Below are 20404 nucleotides of genomic sequence, written 5' to 3' on the forward strand. Positions count from 1 at the left end.
GACGCGCCAGACAAAATGCGTCGCCTGAAAACTAAGAATCTCGTAAACCCGCTCCCCGTGCTAAACTCGGGTTTGACTTTGCCAAATTTCTGCCAACAGCCGCTCTTGACTTTTCGCCGGTTCTTTGCAAGTCAAACACTCGCAAACTAACCCGATAACACCTTCAGGCAAATCACCCTCAATCTGACAGACAGCAGTCGGATAATACTGGGAAATCAACCCCGAAATTTGGTCGGGAGTCGTGCGAATTAGGGTAGAATGCTGATACCAATCGAGAGCAGAAAACAAACTCGGACAAGCTTGCGGAGCATCTTGTACAATACTGCTGAAAGCTTGCAAACCTTGCTCCGCGCGATCGAGATATTCCAAATTTTGCGCCAGCAGTGCGAGGCGAACCAAAGAGGCGATCGCAATTCCATTCGCCGCCGGAGTTGCGTTGTCTATATAGCTGCGTTCCCGCACCAACAAATCTCCGCTAGCATCCTTAGCAGTATTGTAATATCCTCCCAATTCCACGCTCCACAAAAACTCATCAAACTCTTCTTGTACCTGCACAGCTTTCTCCAACCAAAACTGAGAATTCGGCAACTGTTTTGCTTCTTCCCCGTTTCCTAAAGTCAAACTCGCTTGATGCAAATCCAACAATGCTTTCACAAACAAAGCATAATCTTCCGACTGCGCGGTTACAGCAGATTGTCCGTCATAATTCAACCGCTGAAACCGCCCATCCGTCCACTGATTCTCTAAAATAAAATTAGCAGTTGTCGCAGCTAATTCCAGATATTCCCAATTTCCAAAAACAGCCGCAGCGCGGGCTAAACCCGAAATCATTAAGCTATTCCAAGCAGCAATCATTTTCGTGTCAGTAACGGCGGGAATTCTACCCGGCCAACTGTCGTTTTTAGCTTCTTGATTGTTGCGGGCTGGGGGAAAGGTTTTTACAGTATCGGGATTGCCACCGTAGCGAACAGCAAAGAGTTTAGCCAAAGCCGTTTCTACCGTGTCGCTCAGTTTTCCCGGATAGCGGCGCTGCAATACATTTTGACCCTCAAAATTGCCGCTGCGACTAACAGTAAACTGTGCTTTAATTTCCGCCAATTCCTCAGCAGTTAACAGTTGTTCTAGTTCGGCATAAGTCCAGACATAAAATGCTCCTTCTTCCGGTTCAACTTCTTCAGAAGTGTTAAAGCTGTCCGCATCCTGTGCAGCATAAAAATAGCCGGTTGGCGCGGTCATTTCTCGCTTCAACCATTCTACTGTCCCCGCGATCGCAGTTTCAAAAGCGGGTTCTTGTATTCCCGCGCTCCACAAATTCGCCAAATATTCAACAATTTGACCGTTGTCGTAGAGCATTTTTTCAAAGTGCGGCACAGTCCAAGTCGCATCAACCGTATAGCGGTGAAATCCGCCGCCTACGTGGTCGTAAATGCCGCCCAATGCTAAGTCTAATCCGCGCTGAGTGCAGACTTGTTTGCTGTCGTATTTTGATTCAAAATTAAATCGCGTTCCCCGCAGTGCTAGCTCAGCATAAGGTATCATCGGAAAGCTGGGGCCGGGGTTGCTGCCGGCAATAATTCCGGTGGTAGTTTCTAAGCCTTTTTGAAAAATTTCGCGATTTAATTCGGCGGTTACCCCTGACAGCGCTGCCGACTGTTGGAGGTTGCCTAAAATCTCTGCTTTGAAGGCTTCTACTTTGCCTTTTTCTGTGTCGTAAAAGCGGCGAATTGCTTGCAAAACTTCTAAAAATCCCGGCCGTCCGTAGCGCGGTTCTACGGGGAAATAAGTGCCTCCGTAGAAGGGAACTCGCTCGTCTGGAGTGAGAAAAACGTTGAGCGGCCAACCGCCTTGACCGGTCATCATTTGCAATGTTTGCATATAAATGCTGTCAATATCCGGCCGTTCTTCGCGATCGACTTTTATCGGTATAAAGTGCGAATTCATGTATTGAGCGATCGCGCGATCGGAAAATGCTTCTCCTTCCATGACCGTACACCAGTGGCAGCTAGAGTAGCCAATTGACAGGAAAATCGGTTTATTTTCGCTCCGGGCCGCTTCCAAAGCTTCGTCGCACCAAGGCCACCAGTCGATCGGATTTTCGGCGTGTTTCCGCAGGTAAAGGCTTTGGGATTGAGCAAGACGGTTGACCATAATCAAATCCACTTTCACTCGTACTGGGTAAGCTTGTCATTTCTCTAGCAGTTTAGCGCGAGATGTTTTAATTGAGTTGTTGCTGATAATTGTGTTTTAATGTTATGGCTGATTATCTCGATCTAACATGAGTTTATCATCTCGGAGAACCTTCAATCAACAGCTCGGACAATTTTTGCTGAGCGCCGCTGTTCCTCCTGCTGTTCTCAAACTGTACCAAACTGCCTCTTCGGAACAAGCTTTATTAGAAACTAATCTTAACAATTCTCTGGCAAAAGCAGAGCCAGAAATAGAATTATTAGTCCCGACATTTTTAGGTAACGACAAGCGCCGTTTCTACGGCAGAGGTGTTCCGAAAAGTTTGAAGTTAATCGACAAATTTCAACTCGGCAGCGGCCGGACTTTTCTGGGAAGGCGGTCTGTAGTTTGGAGCGGCGCCGGTTGGACTGGACAGCCGACTATTACCAGAGACGGGGGAAAAACTTATTTAATTATAGGTGCTTACGACCACAATTTGCGCAAAATAGATATTGCTACAAATAAAGAAGTTTGGCGCTATAAATTTGATGATATAATTAAAGGTTCATCAACGATTTATATCGATGAAAAAGCCAGCGCCGAAAACAGAATTGTGATTTTGCAGGGAAGCCGCAGTGGCGGTGGTGGCAAAAATGTCGTGCCGAGTTTTAGGGCAATATCTTTTAGAACTGGCAAGGAACTTTGGAAATTGGACATCAGGAGAACGCCCAGCTACAGCCGCGATAATGACAGCAGCGCTTTGGACATCGGCGGTGGCGTTTTGTTCAATGCGGGGGAAAATGCGATCGGCTATTTTCTCGATAGTTCCACAAGCCAGGCAAAAATTAAACAAGGAATCAAGCAGCCAAATATCTTGTCAGAAGTACAGCTTTATGCAGCAGGAGATATCAGCAAGCACGGCGGAAACTTGGTAGCGGAATCATCCCCATCGAGGCTGAAAGATAGAATATTTATAGCTGCTGGTTCCGGTCATATTTACGGTATTAGCATTGAAACTAAAAAGATAGTATGGGATTTCTATACGGGTTCAGATTTGGACGGAAGTGCTGTAATTTCTAAATCTGGTAAACTGTTTTGTGCGATTGAAAAACAATACATTCAGGGCAACGGCGGAGTGCTAAAGCTGAATCCAAACAAGGAACCGAATGCCTGTGTTGAATGGTTTTTGCCTACTGGAAATCGCCGACTTTCTAGCTGGGAAGGAGGGATAATTGGCTCGGTGGCGTTGAATGACGAGTACAATTCAGGGGAGTTTCCGGCCCTGTTTGCCACAAATGCGATCGACGGCAATTTATACATCGGTTCCCAAAATATGGTTACAGGCAAAAAAATTGCTGTACCTTGGCGGAAGCAGTCTTACGATACTCCGGTAATAGTGTTTAAAAAAGCCATTGGTTCTTCAATTTCTACTCCGATTTTTACCGATGGCAATAAACTGATCAGTGCGGGATACAACGGTGTTTATTTGTTCAATTTAAATTGGGAACGAGCGAAGTCTGGGGATCAGAATGCTTTGAGAAATGCTAAAGGCGAGTTTTACCGTTTGAAAGTAATAGAATCAGGGAGATTTAAACCGGGTTTGTCATTTGAGGCAACGCCTGTAGTTTGGGACGGAATTGTGAGGATTTGTGCAAGGGATGGCTGGATGTATACTTTGGGGTGAACTACCTACACGGTTGGCGGCTGTCGGAAGTGCGATCGCCTCCTCATTTTCCGGGTGTTGAAATCCGCCAATGTCACTACCTGCCGTTTAACTGCGGTTATCTCTATCATAGAAATGATGTCAGGAATTATAGGAAACTTGTTATGGCGACAAATGAAAGTCAAATAAATCAAATTTACGGATCAGAGGATGCTCAAGGTATTTTACAGCTTGCGATCGCGCGGCGCCAGGATGAAGGGGAATTATCCAGAGTCCAGCTTTTTGAGATTGCGGCGGAATTGGGCATTTCCGAACAGGATATTCTGGCGGCGGAACAGCAATGGTTAGCAACTAGAGGAGAAGTTCAAGAAAAGCTGGTTTTTAACACTTACCGTCGTCGCAAATTGCAGAAAAATGTGACCAAGTACGGCATTATCAATACTTTTTTAGTTTTGTTTAATCTAGCAGCAGCGCACGAGCTTTCTTGGTCGCTTTTTATTTTACTAACGTGGGGATTGGGATTGTCGCTGAATGCTTGGAATGTTTATCAAACTGAAGGGGAAGATTACGAACAAGCCTTTCAGCGGTGGCGTTTGAAGAAACAGGTAGGACAGTCGATCGGCACTGCGACGAATAAGTTTATGAAGTGGTTGCAGTCGTGATTTTCTCTTAAGAAAAAAGCGCTCGCTTTTTCTTCCGATCAACTCCTGCCAATACAAATAACTAGCCAAGTCTAACACGTCTGCCGGAAAAAAAATCTAGCAAATGATTAATAACTGCTGTAATTTTCTCCGATATTGAAGTTAGCTCCGACATTCTTAGATGCCATTCTCTAGCCATTTTTATACATCATTAGTTGGTACTTTTGGCAATTATTTCCAAAATCCTGACAACAAAGTTGTGAGGGAGTAGCTGATCGAAAGCAGCGCGAGATTTCCGGCAGACCTCAGCAAAATCCTCATCCGAAAGTTTATCGTGAAAAGCTTGGATATAATCTCCAATCCGATGCACTTCCGAAAAAGGAACGATAACGCAAAAATCTTCCCATTTCATCCCTCTCAACTCCGGTAACAATCTATTGGTATCAATGAAAACCGGAATTCTTCCTGCTGACATCACCTCCAAGAGCTGGTAACAGCCATTATCGTCTCCCCTCATCGCCAAGATATAAGCATTATTCTCGATATTTTCGATATACTCGGCTCTTTGGCGCTTTTTTTCTTCCAATGGCAGACTAAAAAACTCTCCCTTTCTTTCAATCACAGATGTTTGTAGATTTTTCGCTTTTCGCAATTCATTAATTATTTTTTTTCGGACTAATGCTGCAATCAACATTCGCCTTCCCAAATTCAAATTACGATTAACAGAAAGGTTGCCTGCCATCCAGTTAACCAGAGAATCTGAAAATTTAATATAACGTAATATCAGCGAATTTAGTCGGGATGGATATTCACTATTTCCCACAAAACCGACAGTAGGAATTGATGGTTTTGAGATATTTACCTTCTCTCCTAATTCGTAAAGCCATTGGGGCGTAGGTATTGATTTTTCTTTTTTATCATTGTAAGTGGCAGATGCAAAAAATATTTCTCCTTGAGAAGGCTTAAACTCCATACTGTTTGAAAAAGTGACGAGAGTTCGTTGCGATCCTAATACTTGGCGTTTGAATTTATAAAATTCACCTTGCTTCTTAAAGCTATAATAACTTGAAATAAAATGTGGAGTCACCACAATCTTGCCTGCATCTGCCAATTTTGTAAATCGGTGAATCTTGACTAGATCCGGCAATTTATCCCTGAGCAAATTCCAAAACTTTAACTCTGGATTAGTGTCCGGCGGGCTGAGGTGCATTAGCAGTGGGGCTGGGCGTACACCAGGAAGTAGTAAATCTTCATTGATCCATATTTCCAGAGGTTTGTTAAGTTGGCTACTCATTTTCTTTTCCATGACTAAAGTTTTTGTTTACTTTCAACCAAAATCTTGACAGGCGGGGGACTCTCCCTGCCGGCAAGAATTTTAACATAGGCAATCAAAATTTTAAGAGCAGGGGGTAGGGATACGCGAATATAGAGCGTCTTACGTTTAATTAGAACGAGCTACTTCTGTGTTGCTTGCAGTTGCGCCCAAACCGCGCCCAAGCTTAACTGCAAATCAATAAAATTCCGACTGCTAATCGACCTTAACAGCATCTTCAACCACAGGATGAATTAATACCGATCGCAAACCTTTCCGAATTTCCGAATTCAAATACCTGCGCTGCAAAACCTGCCATTTTTGCCAAGCTGCGTAGCGATTTTTTGCCAAAATATCAGCCAATTTCGGCAACTCTTTTTTCAGATCGCGATCGACAAAATCTGTCAGAAACTCCCCTAAAACTTCACTGTCTTGAATATCGCCCAAACATTCTTGAACAGCTTTCACATCTTCGACATAAACTTCGTAAGTCTCGCCGTAAAAATCCCCAAACAGATTCATCAAATAGCGAACCCGCTTCGCTTGCTTCCGCAAATCGTGCAGAATAGTTCCCTCTGCTGCTAACTTCTCTTCAACAGCCTCAGCATTCAAATCCTCAGCAACTTTAACTTTGCCATCCTCATATTCCGTGCCCAACAGCCAAGCCGGATGCAGGAAAAACTCACTGACTTGAGGTAACAGTAAATCCGGCAAAACCTCAGCAATTGGCAAATGTTCGATCGCCCGATACTGCGGTTTTTCCAGCCAATCCTCGATCGACTCCTTCAGCGATTCGTAGGTTTTGTGCTCTAAAATCGCCCTCACCCCTTTCAAAGCCCGCTGCCGCTGTTTGAGCAAATTCAACAAAGCCTTATCCAAAACTTCCTGTTCGTCAGCCGGCAAATTCGGGTAATAGCGGTTTTGGAGACTTTCGAGCATCACATCCAAATCCCTGAGCGTTCCCAGAATCCGCCCCACCTTACCAATTTTGCGCTCAGAAGCCTCTTTTGGCAAGTCTAAAACCGGAGCAAAACCCGTTACAGCCGATCGCAAACGTCTCAATCCCACGCGCATTTGATGAAGTTCTTCGGCATCTTTGTCTTTGAGAACTTCAGCCTCGTGCGCTACACTTTTGCGGAAATATTTCTCAATCGCCTCAGAGGCTGCGTCTGCGAGAGTTTTAACTTGAGTTTTAACTTTTGCTGATGTTTTTATATTCATGGCAGGTGTAGAGTTCACTTTGCTGATCGACTTTAATCTCGATTTCAAAGCTTTGCTAATAAGGGGTTATATCCTAGCACACACTTTAATTTATGAACCTCAGCAATTATAAATTTTAATTAATTTTCAATCGCACGCTGATTTCAGAAACCCCGTTTCTTCCTATATTTCTCTAATTAAAACCCAGGATTTTTCGTAGAAACCGAGTTTCTAGCCCCCATGCGTAAGCATGGTTAATGTAAGGTGCTGAACAATTTATCCAAAGTCAGCATTTAGCAATCTCAAATTTCAAATCTTCAATCTTCAATCTTCAATCTTCAATCTTCAATCTAAAATCTAAAATCTAAAATCTAAAATCGAATTACCCTCCCTCGCCCTTGGGCTCATAAAAATCCGATTTCTGGCGATATTTCCCAAACAGGTTAAGATCGCTGCAAACCGACATTTATTCGCCAAAGAGAGAGAGAGGGTGCGATCGGGAGGACAAGTTTTAAATTAAATCAAGCCCGCCCAGCTTGTTTGACTTCAAAGAGGCAGTTTAGCCTTTCCAGTCTTTCTGAGATTGTTCGAGCACGTAGGTTGCTACATCCTCAATTTGTTCGGGCTTCAACTTGGCGCCGAAAGCAGGCATAGCATTTTTGCCTTTAGTTACCTGAGTGGTAATAGCTTCGAGAGAATTCATACCGTACTTCTCAAGAGCAGCCGATTTCAAGGTTTTCTGGGCCATAACCACGTTGCCGCCACCGATGTGACAAGCAGCACAGTTCGAGCTAAAGATTTTAGCTCCTTTAGCAGCATCTCCTGCCAAAGCAGGGCGGCCAAAGCCGACGGTAAAAATTGCGAACGCTAACAGGGCGATCGATAAGAGTCTTTTCAACGCAGTTCTCCTCTAATGGACACGGAAAGGGTGATTCTTTAGATATTTTACCTGTTAAAACAGGCGCGATCGCGCAGTCGCATCGCGTTCTCCCGAGTAATTTACCACTTTTTTGCAGCGGTAGTTCAACTCTCAAAATTCTCCACGCCCCAGGCCGGAGCTTTCTGAGCGGCCCGGATCACAAAAGCCGCCAAATTTTCGATTTCTGCCTGCGACATCCAGCTTTCCGGGACTTGGCGGCACCAAAAACTCTCCTCAGTACCGTCATAAGTCATCGGTTCTCTCAGAAACGCCACCAAACTATTGATGTTGTTGCGGGGAGGGGTCGCCCCCTTCAGGTCAGCCAAAGACAGAGATATCGTGGGATCTGGTAAATTAGCTCCTCCGACGTGACAATTCATGCAACTTTGCTCGAACAACACCTTGCCCGCAGACAAATCCTGAGCCGAAAACAACCGAGTATGCCCCTGTGAGTCCAACTCCAAAGGCACAGGTTCGCTGGCTTCTAAATACCTATTCACGTAAGAATCGCCAGCAGCCAAAACAGGTTGAGGAGCCAACAGCACGAGCGGCAAAATAATTAACATCCCCAACAGAAAGCAGACAAAAACACCACGATGCAGCATAAGGGCGTAGAACTGTCAATAATTCACTAACATTTGCTCGCAAAATCGAATTTTCTTGTTTCACTCTGGCTTTCGTCGCCCTCAACCAGTCCACAAGCTTAAGTCGGCGGGTTCGACTGGCGAGAATCAATGAGCAGGGGGTAAATTTTAGATTTCAGATTTTAGATAGAAAAACAGCCAGCCAGCAATCCTTGCCAAACCCCAGCCCCATCCCAAATCCAAAATCCAAAATCTAAAATCTAAAATCGATTAGCGAGCGCCTTTGCCACCAGCCCACTGCTTGGCAACAATTTTCGGCTGCAACAGAATGTGACCGGCAATCGCGTACAAATCGTCATCCGAGAGATTTCTCATCTCAGCGAAAATATCCGCGCTCTTCATACTCGGATGCACTTCCGAAATTTCCTCAAACCCGTCATAAGTGGTGGGATTTTTCATAAAGTCCACCAGCGACTCAATATTATTCCGGGGCGGGTTGGCCAAAGCCAGAGTTTCCGGGCTCAAATTCAGGTTGGGGTCAGTTTTTGTCATGCCCGCAGCGTGACATTGAGCGCAAGCCGAATTGAACAGGCGTTTGCCTTGCTGAACTTGTTTGAGGCTCAGCACTACCGGAGCACCCTTGTCATTCAAAGTCACAGTGCGAAGTTCAGGACTCAGTTCGACAGCCATCGCACTGCTGACAAATAACTGAAATGTCAAGAATACAGCGGTCAGAGCAATTAAGTATCTTTTAAGCATGGTTCTCCTTAAAAAAATCCGGCAAATTATTGAACGCTAAGAGAGCATAGCTGGCAAACAGATTTCTGTTCAAAATTCCCTCTTTCTGCAACAACTGGCGAAAGTTAGTGCAGCCATACCTTTAAAGGTAGAGGAATTTTGCGATCTAATCTGCAAGAAGTTTTGAGTCGCGCCTTTTTTCGAGAGTAGACATAATTGCCTTAACATCCTCCAAAGCCAAACGGGTTTGAGGGTGCTTGTAGGCAATTTCCAACTCGTCGCACAAGCGGATCACGTCTTCAACAGGGACGTTGAAGTCCTCTGCTATTTCTGCGATGGACAGGTCTGCAAAACCCATAATTTTTAGGTCGCTGACAGGTCAAAATTGAGTTGACGGCTATTAACTGAAAGCCGGACAATTTCAGAAAGCGCTGTTAGCTTGTTCTGTTAGTTTGTTCTGAGATCTTGTTCGATCGCCAGCTAACTAACCGCTAACTGCGACTAGGCATTTTTGCCCAGCCCAACTTCAGGGCCAATCAACTTCCGATCAATATCATCCCACTGCTGCGTCGTTATTACCAATAGGACTTGCGCGCGCGGGGCTCAAAACCTAGTGTCTGCGTGAACGTCTCGCTACCAAACTCAATATTTTTGCGAGAAACCGGGTTTTGAGCAATTGCTCAGAAATTTTTCGTCTCTCCCCCGGACTCACCAACAGACAATCATCCGGCGTTGCTGCTTAGGGAGAAAGCTTGAAAGCGTGAGTCTGCGGGGGCACAGCGTGGCCGTCGCTGCCATTGAGGGCGGACAATTCCGAGCCTGCCAAGAACGGCTGGGGCTGGTGGAGGCTGATGAGCTGACCGAGAGTTTTCTTTAATTGAGTCCGGGGTACGATCAAGTCTACAAAACCGTGGGCGAAGGAGTATTCGGAAGTTTGATAATTTTCCGGCAGCTTTTCGCGCAGAGTTTGCTCGATTACCCGGCCGCCCGTAAAGGCTACAGTAGCTTTTGGCTCTGCAATTATAATGTCTCCCAGCATGGCAAAACTGGCGGTGACGCCGCCCGTGGTCGGGTGGGTCAAAATCGGGATGTAAAGCAGTCTCGCTTCCCGGTGGCGTTCCAGAGCCCCGGAAATTTTAGCCATTTGCATCAAGCTGAGCATTCCTTCTTGCATTCTCGCACCGCCAGAAGCGCAGACAATGAGTACGGACAAGCGTTCCCGCGTGGCGTGTTCGATGAGGCGAGTCAGTTTTTCTCCGACTACTGAGCCCATGCTGCCGCCGATGAACTGAAATTCCATGACTCCGAGGGCCACAGGCAAATTTTCGAGTTTGCCGATGCCTGTTTCTACGGCGTCTAGGTGGCCTGTTTTTTCTTGAAATTCTCGCAGTCGATCGCTATATTTTTTGCGATCGCGAAATTTTAGGGGATCTGTGGCGTGCAGTCCTTCGTTAATGGGCATCCAGGTATTGGGATCGATCAACTGCTCGATGCGATCGTCACTGTAAACTCTGATATGATGCCCGCATTCCAAGCAAACCATTTGATTTGCTCGCAGGTCTTTGGTATAACTCAGGGCATCGCAAGCTTCGCATTTATTCCAAAGTCCGTCCGCAATTTCTCGTTCCGGCCGTTCTTGGGAGTTCGGTACTGATTTTCGTCGATTTGCAAACCAATCAAATAGAGACATTAAAACTTGGTAATTGGTAATTGGGAATTGGTAATTGGGAATTGGTAATTAGTAATTGTTAGTTGTCAGTTGCTAGTTGTCAATTGCTAGTTGTTTAGTGACTAATGACTAATGACTAATAACTAATCACCAGATTCTGGCTCATCTTCAACTGGACTGATGAGGAGCGATGCTGTTCGCTGGTGTTCTGGAAGAACTTGCAGGGCTGTAGCACTTCCAGCACCCAAATAAGATGCTATGCCCAAGTCTACAATCCGGGCGGGGATTTGATGAGCAGCCAGGAGCTGCTGCATTAATTCCGCTTCCCAGCGAAAGCTAGTGGTTTTAAGTGTAATCCAAGACACGGGACAATTTTACCAATTTATGAACCGATATTATTAAGTTCGATCGCTAGACTACCGGCAGATCAGAAACTAAAATTAGGGAAAAACAACTGCAAGTAAGTAGATAAGATGGCTTCGCCCCACAGAGCAGTAATTGCTGCACCGAGAGCCAGAAACGGGCCGAAAGGCATGGGTTGACGCCGATCGAGGAACCCCAGAGCGATCGCCCCGCCACCGACAAAAGCCCCGGCTACACAGGCGATGAATCCCGCTAGCAGCAAGTATTTCCAGCCCAGCCAAGCTCCCATCAAGGCGGCCAATTTGGTATCTCCGGCGCCCATAGCATTCTGCCCCAGGCCGATCGTCCCGGCGAGTCCGATCGCGTCAAACAGCCACAACCCCACAACTGCTCCCGCGATCCCGTCGAGTACCAGATAGTGTACCGAGTCGATCGGACTAAATGTCGGCCACCAACCTTTCGCCACCTGGAAAACCAATCCGAGCACCAAACCCGATCGAGTTAAAGAATTAGGCAAAGTCATTGTATCGCAATCAATCAAAGACAAAGCCAACAGCCAGCTAAACAAAGCCCAAAAACCCAGAGTTTGCACTGTTACGCCAAACCGCCAAAAGATGAGCAAAAACAGCAAACCCGTCGCTGTTTCCACCAGCGGATAACGGGCCGAAATGCGACTGCGGCAGTGATTGCAGCGTCCCCGCAGCCACAGCCAACCGAAAACGGGTATATTTTCGTAACTTCTGAGTTGATTTAAACATTTGGGACAGCGAGAAGGAGGGTGTATCACCGACAAACCCGCAGGCAACCGATAGACTACCACATTTAGAAAGCTGCCAATAGCAGATCCGACAATAAAGACGATCGCCGTGACAAGGCAATTAAAAATTATTTCCATTAAGTTGTCTGTTGACTGTTCATTGTTGACTGTGATTATGTGTCACTTGTTAGTTGTTAGTTTTTAGATCGTGTCCGGTCAATTACCCATCATAAAAGGTGTTAATAGTCAAGGATGCAAGTTTTCATAAAATCCTGAAAACTTAGGCCTGCACTAGAAACCTATTTTATTGCGAGCGTTTGAGCGGACATAATATTAGTTACCAATGATTAATGACCAATTACCAATTACCCATTAATACATTTGAGATTCTATTTCGTCAAAAGTAACAAAACGTTCACCGGGCAACAAAACTGGCTGCGAAGCAAAAATTAGCTGACCTCGATCGCTGCCTTGACTGACAACTACACCGGCCGGACGCTGCATCTGGTCGGAATGCACTTTTAGATACATACCATAGGCCGATCGAGCAGCTTTGATCAAATCGGGAGCTAGCAAACTGTGACTTTCGGAAGTTTCTATCGTGGGTTCTGGGTTAGGTTGGTATGGGTTCACTGGAAACTTATCATAATGGTATTAAGTCGAGCTATTTGTGTTGCCTCTAGAGCGATCGAACTTACCTTATTTTTTAAGAATAGACTAGGTGGAAATTATTAATAGATTAACCTACAATCCTCCCTTAGCTGCGATCGAACTGCGGCTGCGATCGCTCCTTTCCGCCCAACTGTACGCTGCTGCGTGGGTAGATCCGTCCCCCGCAACGCTCATGGCGGTTTTCGATCACCTGCGCACTCTCCGCTACATCCTCCACGACTACGTACCCAGACCCGTGTCCGAATCTCCGCCCAATCCAGGCGAGGTACGCTACCAGTGGCAAACAGGCACTTTGCTGTTTACCGATTTGGCCGGGTTTACGTCGCTGTTGGAAGCGAATGCGGCCGAGGGGCGCAAGGGAGCTGAAACGCTGCTGGGGGTGATTAACGACTATTTTGCCTCGATGATTGAAATTGTCAGCAAATCGGGCGGGGACTTGCTGGAGTTTACCGGAGATGCGATGCTGGTGCAGTTTCTGTCAGGAATTCACCAAGAGGATACAGCGAGGGCGGTGCGAGCGGGTTTGCGGATGCAGCGGGCTATGGCTGAATTTGCCAATATTGAAACGGCGCGGGGTGTTTTGTCTTTGAAGATGCGCGTGGGCATCCACTGCGGCCGCTACATTAGTGCTGACATTGGTACCCCGCAGCGGATGGCTTACGTACTGCTGGGGCATTCAGTCCAGCAAGCCAAGCAAGCTGAGGGTTCTGGGACTGTGGGGCGAGTGTGTTTGACTGAAACTGCTAAAGAGTCTTTGGGAGAGGAATTTCGTTTTGAACCCGGGAAACCGGGTTATTTTTTGGTGGCGGACGATTTAACGGACGATCGACTCGGAGAGTATGATATCACTTTGACTCGGCGGCGGATGCCGAGTTCGGTATTGCTCGATCGCAGCGTTTCGGGCTTGGTAAAAGAAATCGGGGAATCTGTCAAGCGGCTTGAACCCCTTGCTAGTTATATTCCCAAAGCCATTCTAAGGCTGCTGGTAGAAAATGCAGACAGGCGGAAAATCCCGCCGGATTTTCCTGAACCGACGGTGATGTTTGTCAACTTGATTGGTTTACCGGAGTCTGTGGACAAAGCTTCGCCGGAGGAAGAAGTCAATCTGGTAGTAAGTTTTTCTCGGGTGTTTGCGTCGATTGATGCTGTAGTGTCAGCTAAAGGGGGCGTGTTGCAAAAAGTAACGGCGCACTTAGAGGGTTCGGATATGCTGATTTATTTTGGCGTGCCCGACGCTCACACGGATGACACCAGCCGCGCGGCTAGTGCGGCGATTGCAATCCGAGATATGATTGCAGCTTTGCCTCCGGTAATTATCGGGGGTCAAGAAATAAAAGTAAGCTGTCAAATTGGGCTATCCCTGGGGCCGGTGTTTGCTGCTGAGGTTGGGGAACCCCGAGGGCGCAGGGAGTTTAATATCCTTGGCGATACGGTGAATACGGCGGCTCGGTTGATGAGCAAGGCGGGGGAAAACCAAATTTTGATTGCTGAAACGGTGTGTGAGTCGATCGAGCTAAACTTTATTTGCGAGGCTTTGGGAACTGTTTCTCTGAAGGGGAAATCTGCTCAAACTCCGATTTTTGGATTGCAGGGTGTAAAGGTGGAGAGGGGAAAAGGGGGCGTTTAAATAACTTTGCTGGGCAATAGCTGTGCAAGTTTTATGCTTCACAAAGGCAAGTACAGCACAACAGCTTTCCACTCTGACTCCTAAATGTCAATTGTGTAATGTTGGTTGTACGATACATCATCAGAAAAACCGCCGCTTCGTCACTCGCATAGACTAAACTCCGATCGATACTTCACCGTTCCGCTGCAATCCTGCAAAGCTCCACTTTCTAACTCCAAAACCATAAAAGCTTCATCGGGCACATCATATTCACATTTCAAGCTCTTGCTACTAGCAGCAACGAACCCAAAACGCGAATAGAAATCTGGATCGCCCAGCACAACCACGGCCTGAAATCCCGATCGCCTGCCCTCTTCTAAACCCTGCTGAATCAGCAGCGTTCCTATACCTTGGCGCTGGTATTCGGGAAGAACTGCGACTGGTGCCAACCCCAGAATCGACAAATTGCTAGAACATTTCCCTTCGACGACAACTGGACTGAAGAAAAGGTGTCCGACAATGCGATCGGATTGGACGGCAACGAATGAAAATGTAGATTCCATTCCCCGCAATCGATCGACTAAGTTTGCCTCATTTTCTCGCTCGAATGCCGCAATATTGACTTGGCGAACTGCCTCTAAATCTTCTGCCTTTTCAGTACGAATATTCATAGTTTAAATTTATTAAATTAGTAAAAACTTACAACTCTTCAATAGTAACCAGTCCACCTTCTGTAAACTGTACAACCAGTTCATATCCATCCAGCAAAGCAGTTCCAAGTAGCGGTCTTGCTCCTGTTGCAAGTACGCGAACATCTCGCTCCTCTGCATTCCAAAGAATCGTAGCGGTATGTACCGGAAGCACTACATTGCTATTGTCAGCCAGATTCGCACGCATATTGTACTCAAAAGGCAACCCCAAGATGGATACAACTTCCAGAGGTAAGCAGAGAAAGTCGGTAAATCCTGTGTCTATCACAAATTCAATTGTAATGTCGGGTCGATCGGGCAGACGAAATACTACAGAAACCGTCGCGTGCCTATCCGTTACGATTCCGGAAATCACTTTGAAACCCGCTCCATCACTCCACCAATTGCAGCCGCCACCTTGTACCCAATCCGAATCCCAAATAACCGACCGTTCGGATTCTTTTTCCGCAACTGCCGTGCTGATTCTAAACCCATTTTGTCTACTGCGTAATCGCCTGTTTCGATATCAATAATAACCATTTTGCCGATATTCTCTTCTCGCTCTACTTCTTGACGGATTTTCTCATCGTAGAGCTTCTCGGCACGCCTTGCAACTTCTTCGCTGCTCAGCAGAATGGAGCTTTGCATATTCCACCTTTCGATCGCGATATTAATCAAATTATAGCCCCCCTCAAGCCTTTTTCCTCTTTTTTAGCCATGTATTTTTGGCAACACATGATGCAACTACTGACAGATTCTTGCCCACCAATCGCCAAAGTCTATCTTTTCCAATTTTCACCCGAGAAGCCGAACCGCTTAACTCTCCTTATTGCGGCACAAGCTGACTGGAAGACAACCGCTTAATACCCTCCATCGCTGTAGTTTCTCCGGCTTTGTCACCACCCTCGCGAGCAAGTTTCAAAGCTCGCTCGTAGGATTCGAGAGCTTTGCCATATTGAGCGAGACTCTCATAAATCGCGCCCATATTGTTGAGCAAGCGTCCCATACTTGTCTTGTCGCCGATTGCTTCTAACATTGGTATCGCTTGCTGAAAATAGATCAGCGCTTGAGTATCTTTGCCGAGTTTGCGAGAGGTAAGTGCCATGTTGTTGAGGAGGCGGCCGACGCCAGCCCTATCTCCGATTTCCCGGCGAATTGCTAAAGCTTGGTGGTAAAATTCCATCGCTCTATTAAAGTCGCCGATGTTGTAATAGACGCCGCCCATATTATTGAGGGTACGGCCTAAATCGCGGCGATCGCCGGAGGTCGTGCGAATCGTGCGGGCTTGTTGGTAAAATTCGATCGCCTTGGCGTAATCTGCCTGTTCTGCGTACACTGCCGCGATGTTGTGGAGAGATTCTCCAATTCCAATTTGGTCGTTGGCAGTTTTGGCAAGTTCCAAAGCTTCTTGGTGCAGTTTCATCGCTTCGGAAAAATTGTCCGCAACCCGGTTGACGAAACCTATGAGATTTAGAGTGCGCGCGATACGAAGCCCTTCGCCAATTTCTCGGTGAATGACTAAAGCTTGCCGCAAAACTTCCAAAGCTTTGGGCTGCGAACCCATTTCGGCATAAACTTCCCCCATATTATTGAGGGTTTCTCCGGTTCCCGGTTTGTCGCCTAGTTGCTTGCGAATTGCCAAAACTTGCTCAAAAGTCTGAATTGCTTCTCGAAACAAACCCTCGCGGTACTGTTTTACTCCTGTTTCAAAGAGTTTGTCTGCTTGCGTTTTAGGGTCTGTTGCTTGGGCGTAATCGCTCGCTTGGGCGCGCCTCGCATTTATAATTGGGGTATAAGCCCGAGCGTCTGAAATTGCCAGCAAGCTGAGTGTCGGCCATAAAACAATACTTATAGCTGCGAGATAGCTGAAGTGGTAAGAGCGGCAGTGCACCGATCGAGTCCTCCAATAGCCAAGTGATAACTATTAAGATAGAGCTTTTTGGGGTGATCCTGCCGAATTTTTTCTCAATCCCTAGGTTCTGACCGGGTTTTTGTCTTGCCAGACTGTCAGAATCAGCGGCATATTGTTGAGAGCGGATATGACAGCAAAGTTTTTGCTAGGTGGAAGCGATGCTTTTTCCTGGCTTTGCAAAATGATGTCCTGTTGGTCAAGCGTGATCCAAGCAGTTCCTGACAAAACTTGAAGTTCTCGATGAGTTTGAGGCAATCTGTATACCTCGTTTTCCATTAGAATAATGCGATCGGGCGCTGCTAACTCGGAAATTCTTTGAAGCATAGTATCTCCTTTGAAATTAAATCATCAAAAATCAAAAATTCACAATTATTGCCTCATCACTGAAATCTTTGTATTTGCCAAATTTTGTAGCGGCGGATTCACCAATTTCTTTGATGACGGCAAACAACCTAAATAAACCCGGTTCCATACAAGCGACAATCGACTATTGGCAGTAACGCCGATCGAGCCAAGCGCGCATTTCATCCTCAGTTGCCACACAAGTAGAGCGACCTGTAGCTCGATCGCAACCGTGCCACCAAGTGTTACCATCATTATCTGAGGTTTGCCAAATTCTTAGCTCGTCTGGGCCAGCAGTGGCGACTATGAAAAACTGCCAAATTTGATTCATAACCCAAAAGAGCGATTGCCCTTTCTGTTTTTCGGAAGGTTTTGCTCGATCGGCCATCGAAAAAACTTTCATTTTTGGGGTATCGATCTGATTTTTGCAAGTAGACATAGCCAACACCTTTTAGTTATAAATACTCCCAAAATTGCACTAAAAAAATACAAATAATAGCTGAAGAATGCCATGTTTTCATCGCAAATACAGCACAATATTGTTGTCGTGCAAGTTTTGTTAAAGTCTATCTGTTGCCTGATAAATTAACTTTAACTCTGCGACCATTGACAATCAAAGCATTGCTTGCATAGGTTGTATGAATAAAATCGATAGATCGAAGCCCTTGTGACAATTTGGGTACTACTGGCACAAACGCTATGAACGAAATCAATACGCGGCGGATGAAATTCTCTCAAATTCAGGCTTTGCTAGCAGTAGCAGACTGTGAAAACTTTAGCGAGGCGGCTTTGCAATTGGAACTGTCCCAATCCGCAGTCAGCCACGCCATCGCCTCTTTAGAAACAGAATTGGGAGTGCAACTGTTCCATCGGGGGCGACACGGTGCTCAACTAACGCCGGTGGGGGAAAGGGTGCTGCTTCACGGGCGTCAAATAGCCTGCGCCTTAGAAATGATGGTCAAAGAAGCGGATTTAGAAAAAGGCTTGCAGGGAGGCCAGGTACGGATAGTTACTTTTCGGAGTGTCGCAACTCATATCCTACCGGGTATTATTGCTAAATTTCGCAGTTGCTTTCCCAAAATTGCGGTCATCATTACCGAAGTTTATTATACTCAAGCTGTGGAAGAAGCTTTGCGATCGGGCAAAGCAGACATCGGCTTTGTCTCTCTTCCCATCTCTGATGAATTTGAAACTAAAGAAATTTTGCGGGATAAATATGTTGTGTTGCTGCCGCCGAACGGACAATGTAAAAGTGCTAAGATTACCTGGGAAGAATTAGCGAACTATCCCCTGATTTTGCAGCCGGCAGAAAATCCTTGTTCGATACCGCTTCGCAAATATTTGACAACTTCGGGGTTTCCCTTAAATATCGGTTACGAACTCAGCGAAGATTCAACTATTGTCAGTATGGTGATGCAAGGTTTGGGTACAGCAATTCTGCCCCGTTTGGCAGCAGAACCGATACCTGCTTCGGTAAAAGTTTGCAGTTTGCCGGCGGATTTTGAGAGGGTAATTGGGGTGGCTGTTTTGAAGGATGCGCTGTTAGTTCCGGCTGTGTTTGCGTTTTTGGATGTAGTGACAAGTGCGGCACAGGTTGATAGTGAGGGCGAGTTTGCGATTAATCCTTCATGATAAACCTAAGTCAGTTGTTATTGGTTATTGGTTAGATTTGGATTTTGTTACCGCAGATATCAGCTTCGGAACACAGATGAACGCGGATGGGATTTTATCTGCGTTCATCTGCGATCAAAAAAAATCGCGCAACCAATAGTGCGATCGCTTATTTACTGCTAATGCGCTTAGCTACAAGACTAGAACTGTCCCCTTGGTGGAATTTGATTCGACCGTCTACCGAGTTTTTATCCTTTAATTTGAGCCAACCGCTACCAGATGCAGGATCGTTCTCGTCATTACCGTCCCATGTAAACTCAAATCGCTGATCCTTTCCATCTTTTACGACTTCGCCGTCAATTTGACCTGATACTAAACCGAATTGAAATTCTCCTGAACCTGTTGGATCGATCTCGATATAGGCTTCAACTTCCATGTCTAAGTAATCACTATCCCACATTGCCATCTCCGCAATCCGCCATTTACCGCTATATTGCATTTCTCTCATCCTCCACTTGTATTAACGGAACAAAACCAATATAGTCGAAACAGTTACGCTCAAGCAGTACGCAAACGCTCAATATCCCGGATCGGCGGCGCACCAAACATACGAGAATATTCGCGGCTGAACTGTGAGGGGCTTTCATAACCCACCTGATAGGCAGCATTTGCAGCATCGGAGTTTTCGGCAAGCATCAGGCGACGTGCTTCTAATAGTCTTAATTGCTTTTGATATTGAAGTGGACTCATCGATGTAACTCCCTTGAAATGGTGATGGAAAGATGAAGGAGACATATTGGCTTGTCCTGCCAAATCCTCAACCCGCATCGGTTTTGCAAAATCAGTTTTAATCAGTTTGAGTACCTCGGCGATGCGCTGCATATTGCTGCCAGATGTGGCGATTTGGCGGACAGCTTCGCCTTGTTCACCTATTAAAAGACGATAATAGATTTCGCGGATAATCATCGGTGCCAGCATCGGGATATCCTGCGGCGTATCCAAAAGGCGTGTCAATCTGAGGGCGCAATCGAGCAACGGCGCATCGGCATTGCTGACGAATAAGCCTCTGACAGAGTTTTCTTTCTTGCTTGCGCTTGGCTTGGTTTGGGCAGTGATAATATCGCAGAGTTGGCGTGGGTCTAAATTCAGCTTGAATCCTAAATACGGCTTGTCTGGAGTGGCCTCTACAACAAATCCACTCAGAGGTAAATCAACTGAGATCGCAAGATATTGAGCCTCGCCATAACGATAGGTTTCCTCACCCAGCAACGCTTCTTTTTTGCCCTGAACGATGATGCCGAGAATAGGTTCATAGACACCGTGCAGTGCTGCGGGAACAGAAGATTCTCGAGTAAATTCCAGCTTATCTATAGCTGTTTTATGAAAACCATTTCCTTTGCCGTCGGTGTGCCGAGTTAGCAATCCCGCCAGTTCTTGACACTGATTTGCGATCGCATCTTGATTTATTACTTGGTTGAGCATTTCAATCGCCATGCTAGTTTTTTGATTGATTTAACCATTCCCTTGCGATCATTATAGAGCATCTTTATCCGTTCCGAA

Annotated in this window: 23 protein-coding genes; 4 read left to right on the top strand and 19 right to left on the bottom strand. The window is 46.1% G+C overall.

The annotated features are described in order from the left end of the window. Window positions 1–60: 60 nt before the first annotated feature. Entirely contained in the window at window positions 61–2148 is a 2088-nt protein-coding gene (locus QUA20_RS14290) for a thioredoxin domain-containing protein (protein ID WP_333189466.1), read from the bottom strand. A gap of 127 nt (window positions 2149–2275) precedes the next feature. Between QUA20_RS14290 and QUA20_RS14295 the strand changes: the two genes are divergently transcribed. Together QUA20_RS14295 and QUA20_RS14300 are read left to right on the top strand one after the other, a co-directional pair. Beyond that, the gene (locus tag QUA20_RS14295; RefSeq protein WP_333189467.1) at window positions 2276–3850 is read left to right on the top strand and encodes an outer membrane protein assembly factor BamB family protein; all 1575 of its coding nucleotides are present in this window, start codon (window positions 2276–2278) and stop codon (window positions 3848–3850) included. Continuing rightward, a complete protein-coding gene (locus tag QUA20_RS14300; RefSeq protein WP_333189468.1) occupies window positions 3847–4491 on the top strand; it encodes a 2TM domain-containing protein in 645 nt (214 codons plus the stop codon). The genes QUA20_RS14295 and QUA20_RS14300 overlap by 4 nt, the downstream gene beginning before the upstream one ends. A gap of 190 nt (window positions 4492–4681) precedes the next feature. Here QUA20_RS14300 and QUA20_RS14305 read toward each other — a convergent pair whose 3' ends face one another. From QUA20_RS14305 to QUA20_RS14350, 10 genes are all read right to left on the bottom strand, one after another. Next, on the bottom strand, window positions 4682–5581 hold the full coding sequence (locus QUA20_RS14305; RefSeq protein ID WP_333189469.1) for a hypothetical protein: 900 nt from the start codon (window positions 5579–5581) through the stop codon (window positions 4682–4684). Between the two features lie 417 nt (window positions 5582–5998). After that, window positions 5999–7003, bottom strand: coding sequence for a CHAD domain-containing protein (locus QUA20_RS14310; RefSeq protein WP_333189470.1), 1005 nt, complete (start codon window positions 7001–7003; stop codon window positions 5999–6001). Between the two features lie 538 nt (window positions 7004–7541). After that, window positions 7542–7880 (bottom strand): cytochrome c6 PetJ, encoded by a 339-nt coding sequence (gene petJ / locus QUA20_RS14315; RefSeq protein ID WP_333189471.1) that lies wholly within the window; start codon window positions 7878–7880, stop codon window positions 7542–7544. A gap of 125 nt (window positions 7881–8005) precedes the next feature. Further along, a complete protein-coding gene (psbV2, locus tag QUA20_RS14320; protein ID WP_333189472.1) occupies window positions 8006–8506 on the bottom strand; it encodes a photosystem II cytochrome PsbV2 in 501 nt (166 codons plus the stop codon). 249 nt (window positions 8507–8755) lie between these two features. Continuing rightward, on the bottom strand, window positions 8756–9244 hold the full coding sequence (gene psbV / locus QUA20_RS14325; protein WP_172185108.1) for a photosystem II cytochrome c-550: 489 nt from the start codon (window positions 9242–9244) through the stop codon (window positions 8756–8758). 145 nt (window positions 9245–9389) lie between these two features. After that, window positions 9390–9581, bottom strand: a complete 192-nt coding sequence (locus QUA20_RS14330) for a hypothetical protein (RefSeq protein ID WP_006633443.1) — start codon at window positions 9579–9581, stop codon at window positions 9390–9392. 381 nt (window positions 9582–9962) lie between these two features. After that, window positions 9963–10913 (bottom strand): acetyl-CoA carboxylase, carboxyltransferase subunit beta, encoded by a 951-nt coding sequence (gene accD / locus QUA20_RS14335; RefSeq protein ID WP_333189473.1) that lies wholly within the window; start codon window positions 10911–10913, stop codon window positions 9963–9965. 122 nt (window positions 10914–11035) lie between these two features. Then, on the bottom strand, window positions 11036–11257 hold the full coding sequence (locus QUA20_RS14340; RefSeq protein WP_172185103.1) for a hypothetical protein: 222 nt from the start codon (window positions 11255–11257) through the stop codon (window positions 11036–11038). Between the two features lie 62 nt (window positions 11258–11319). Then, entirely contained in the window at window positions 11320–12150 is an 831-nt protein-coding gene (locus tag QUA20_RS14345) for a prepilin peptidase (RefSeq protein WP_333189474.1), read from the bottom strand. A gap of 234 nt (window positions 12151–12384) precedes the next feature. Next, window positions 12385–12645 (bottom strand): hypothetical protein, encoded by a 261-nt coding sequence (locus QUA20_RS14350; protein WP_172185099.1) that lies wholly within the window; start codon window positions 12643–12645, stop codon window positions 12385–12387. A gap of 88 nt (window positions 12646–12733) precedes the next feature. On the opposite strand from QUA20_RS14350, the gene QUA20_RS14355 reads away from it, so the two are divergent. Beyond that, window positions 12734–14311 carry an adenylate/guanylate cyclase domain-containing protein gene (locus QUA20_RS14355; protein WP_333189475.1) on the top strand — a complete coding sequence of 526 codons (1578 nt, stop codon included), beginning with the start codon at window positions 12734–12736 and terminating at the stop codon, window positions 14309–14311. A 140-nt stretch (window positions 14312–14451) separates the two neighbouring features. Here the strand turns inward: QUA20_RS14355 and QUA20_RS14360 are convergent, their stop codons facing one another. From QUA20_RS14360 to QUA20_RS14385, 6 genes are all read right to left on the bottom strand, one after another. Further along, window positions 14452–14961 carry an N-acetyltransferase gene (locus tag QUA20_RS14360; protein ID WP_333189476.1) on the bottom strand — a complete coding sequence of 170 codons (510 nt, stop codon included), beginning with the start codon at window positions 14959–14961 and terminating at the stop codon, window positions 14452–14454. Window positions 14962–14989: 28 nt separating this feature from the next. Continuing rightward, a complete protein-coding gene (locus tag QUA20_RS14365) occupies window positions 14990–15355 on the bottom strand; it encodes a clan AA aspartic protease (RefSeq protein ID WP_172185093.1) in 366 nt (121 codons plus the stop codon). Further along, the gene (locus tag QUA20_RS14370) at window positions 15352–15627 is read right to left on the bottom strand and encodes a hypothetical protein (protein WP_333189477.1); all 276 of its coding nucleotides are present in this window, start codon (window positions 15625–15627) and stop codon (window positions 15352–15354) included. Before QUA20_RS14370 ends, QUA20_RS14365 begins: the two co-directional genes overlap by 4 nt. A gap of 178 nt (window positions 15628–15805) precedes the next feature. After that, entirely contained in the window at window positions 15806–16870 is a 1065-nt protein-coding gene (locus tag QUA20_RS14375; RefSeq protein WP_333189478.1) for a tetratricopeptide repeat protein, read from the bottom strand. A gap of 81 nt (window positions 16871–16951) precedes the next feature. Then, the gene (locus QUA20_RS14380) at window positions 16952–17215 is read right to left on the bottom strand and encodes a hypothetical protein (RefSeq protein ID WP_333189479.1); all 264 of its coding nucleotides are present in this window, start codon (window positions 17213–17215) and stop codon (window positions 16952–16954) included. Between the two features lie 163 nt (window positions 17216–17378). Then, on the bottom strand, window positions 17379–17672 hold the full coding sequence (locus QUA20_RS14385; RefSeq protein WP_333189480.1) for a hypothetical protein: 294 nt from the start codon (window positions 17670–17672) through the stop codon (window positions 17379–17381). A gap of 260 nt (window positions 17673–17932) precedes the next feature. On the opposite strand from QUA20_RS14385, the gene QUA20_RS14390 reads away from it, so the two are divergent. Then, window positions 17933–18865, top strand: coding sequence for a LysR family transcriptional regulator (locus QUA20_RS14390; RefSeq protein ID WP_333189481.1), 933 nt, complete (start codon window positions 17933–17935; stop codon window positions 18863–18865). 148 nt (window positions 18866–19013) lie between these two features. Here QUA20_RS14390 and QUA20_RS14395 read toward each other — a convergent pair whose 3' ends face one another. Further along, window positions 19014–19343, bottom strand: coding sequence for a hypothetical protein (locus tag QUA20_RS14395; RefSeq protein WP_333189482.1), 330 nt, complete (start codon window positions 19341–19343; stop codon window positions 19014–19016). A gap of 59 nt (window positions 19344–19402) precedes the next feature. After that, the gene (locus QUA20_RS14400) at window positions 19403–20338 is read right to left on the bottom strand and encodes an AraC family transcriptional regulator (protein WP_333189483.1); all 936 of its coding nucleotides are present in this window, start codon (window positions 20336–20338) and stop codon (window positions 19403–19405) included. Window positions 20339–20404 lie beyond the last annotated feature (66 nt).

This window comes from Microcoleus sp. Pol7_A1, from assembly GCF_036701085.1.
In the GTDB taxonomy this organism is placed as follows: domain Bacteria; phylum Cyanobacteriota; class Cyanobacteriia; order Cyanobacteriales; family Microcoleaceae; genus Microcoleus; species Microcoleus asticus.

Bases quoted from the DNA above. Each gene is read 5' to 3' on its own strand.
- QUA20_RS14290 (WP_333189466.1), bottom strand. From the start codon at position 2,148: ATGGTCAACCGTCTTGCTCAATCCCAAAGCCTTTACCTGCGGAAACAC.
- QUA20_RS14295 (WP_333189467.1), top strand. From the start codon at position 2,276: ATGAGTTTATCATCTCGGAGAACCTTCAATCAACAGCTCGGACAATTT.
- QUA20_RS14310 (WP_333189470.1), bottom strand. From the start codon at position 7,003: ATGAATATAAAAACATCAGCAAAAGTTAAAACTCAAGTTAAAACTCTC.
- psbV2 (WP_333189472.1), bottom strand. From the start codon at position 8,506: ATGCTGCATCGTGGTGTTTTTGTCTGCTTTCTGTTGGGGATGTTAATT.
- psbV (WP_172185108.1), bottom strand. From the start codon at position 9,244: ATGCTTAAAAGATACTTAATTGCTCTGACCGCTGTATTCTTGACATTT.
- QUA20_RS14330 (WP_006633443.1), bottom strand. From the start codon at position 9,581: ATGGGTTTTGCAGACCTGTCCATCGCAGAAATAGCAGAGGACTTCAAC.
- accD (WP_333189473.1), bottom strand. From the start codon at position 10,913: ATGTCTCTATTTGATTGGTTTGCAAATCGACGAAAATCAGTACCGAAC.
- QUA20_RS14345 (WP_333189474.1), bottom strand. From the start codon at position 12,150: ATGGAAATAATTTTTAATTGCCTTGTCACGGCGATCGTCTTTATTGTC.
- QUA20_RS14360 (WP_333189476.1), bottom strand. From the start codon at position 14,961: ATGAATATTCGTACTGAAAAGGCAGAAGATTTAGAGGCAGTTCGCCAA.
- QUA20_RS14370 (WP_333189477.1), bottom strand. From the start codon at position 15,627: ATGCAAAGCTCCATTCTGCTGAGCAGCGAAGAAGTTGCAAGGCGTGCC.
- QUA20_RS14380 (WP_333189479.1), bottom strand. From the start codon at position 17,215: ATGCTTCAAAGAATTTCCGAGTTAGCAGCGCCCGATCGCATTATTCTA.
- QUA20_RS14385 (WP_333189480.1), bottom strand. From the start codon at position 17,672: ATGTCTACTTGCAAAAATCAGATCGATACCCCAAAAATGAAAGTTTTT.
- QUA20_RS14390 (WP_333189481.1), top strand. From the start codon at position 17,933: ATGAACGAAATCAATACGCGGCGGATGAAATTCTCTCAAATTCAGGCT.
- QUA20_RS14395 (WP_333189482.1), bottom strand. From the start codon at position 19,343: ATGCAATATAGCGGTAAATGGCGGATTGCGGAGATGGCAATGTGGGAT.
- QUA20_RS14400 (WP_333189483.1), bottom strand. From the start codon at position 20,338: ATGGCGATTGAAATGCTCAACCAAGTAATAAATCAAGATGCGATCGCA.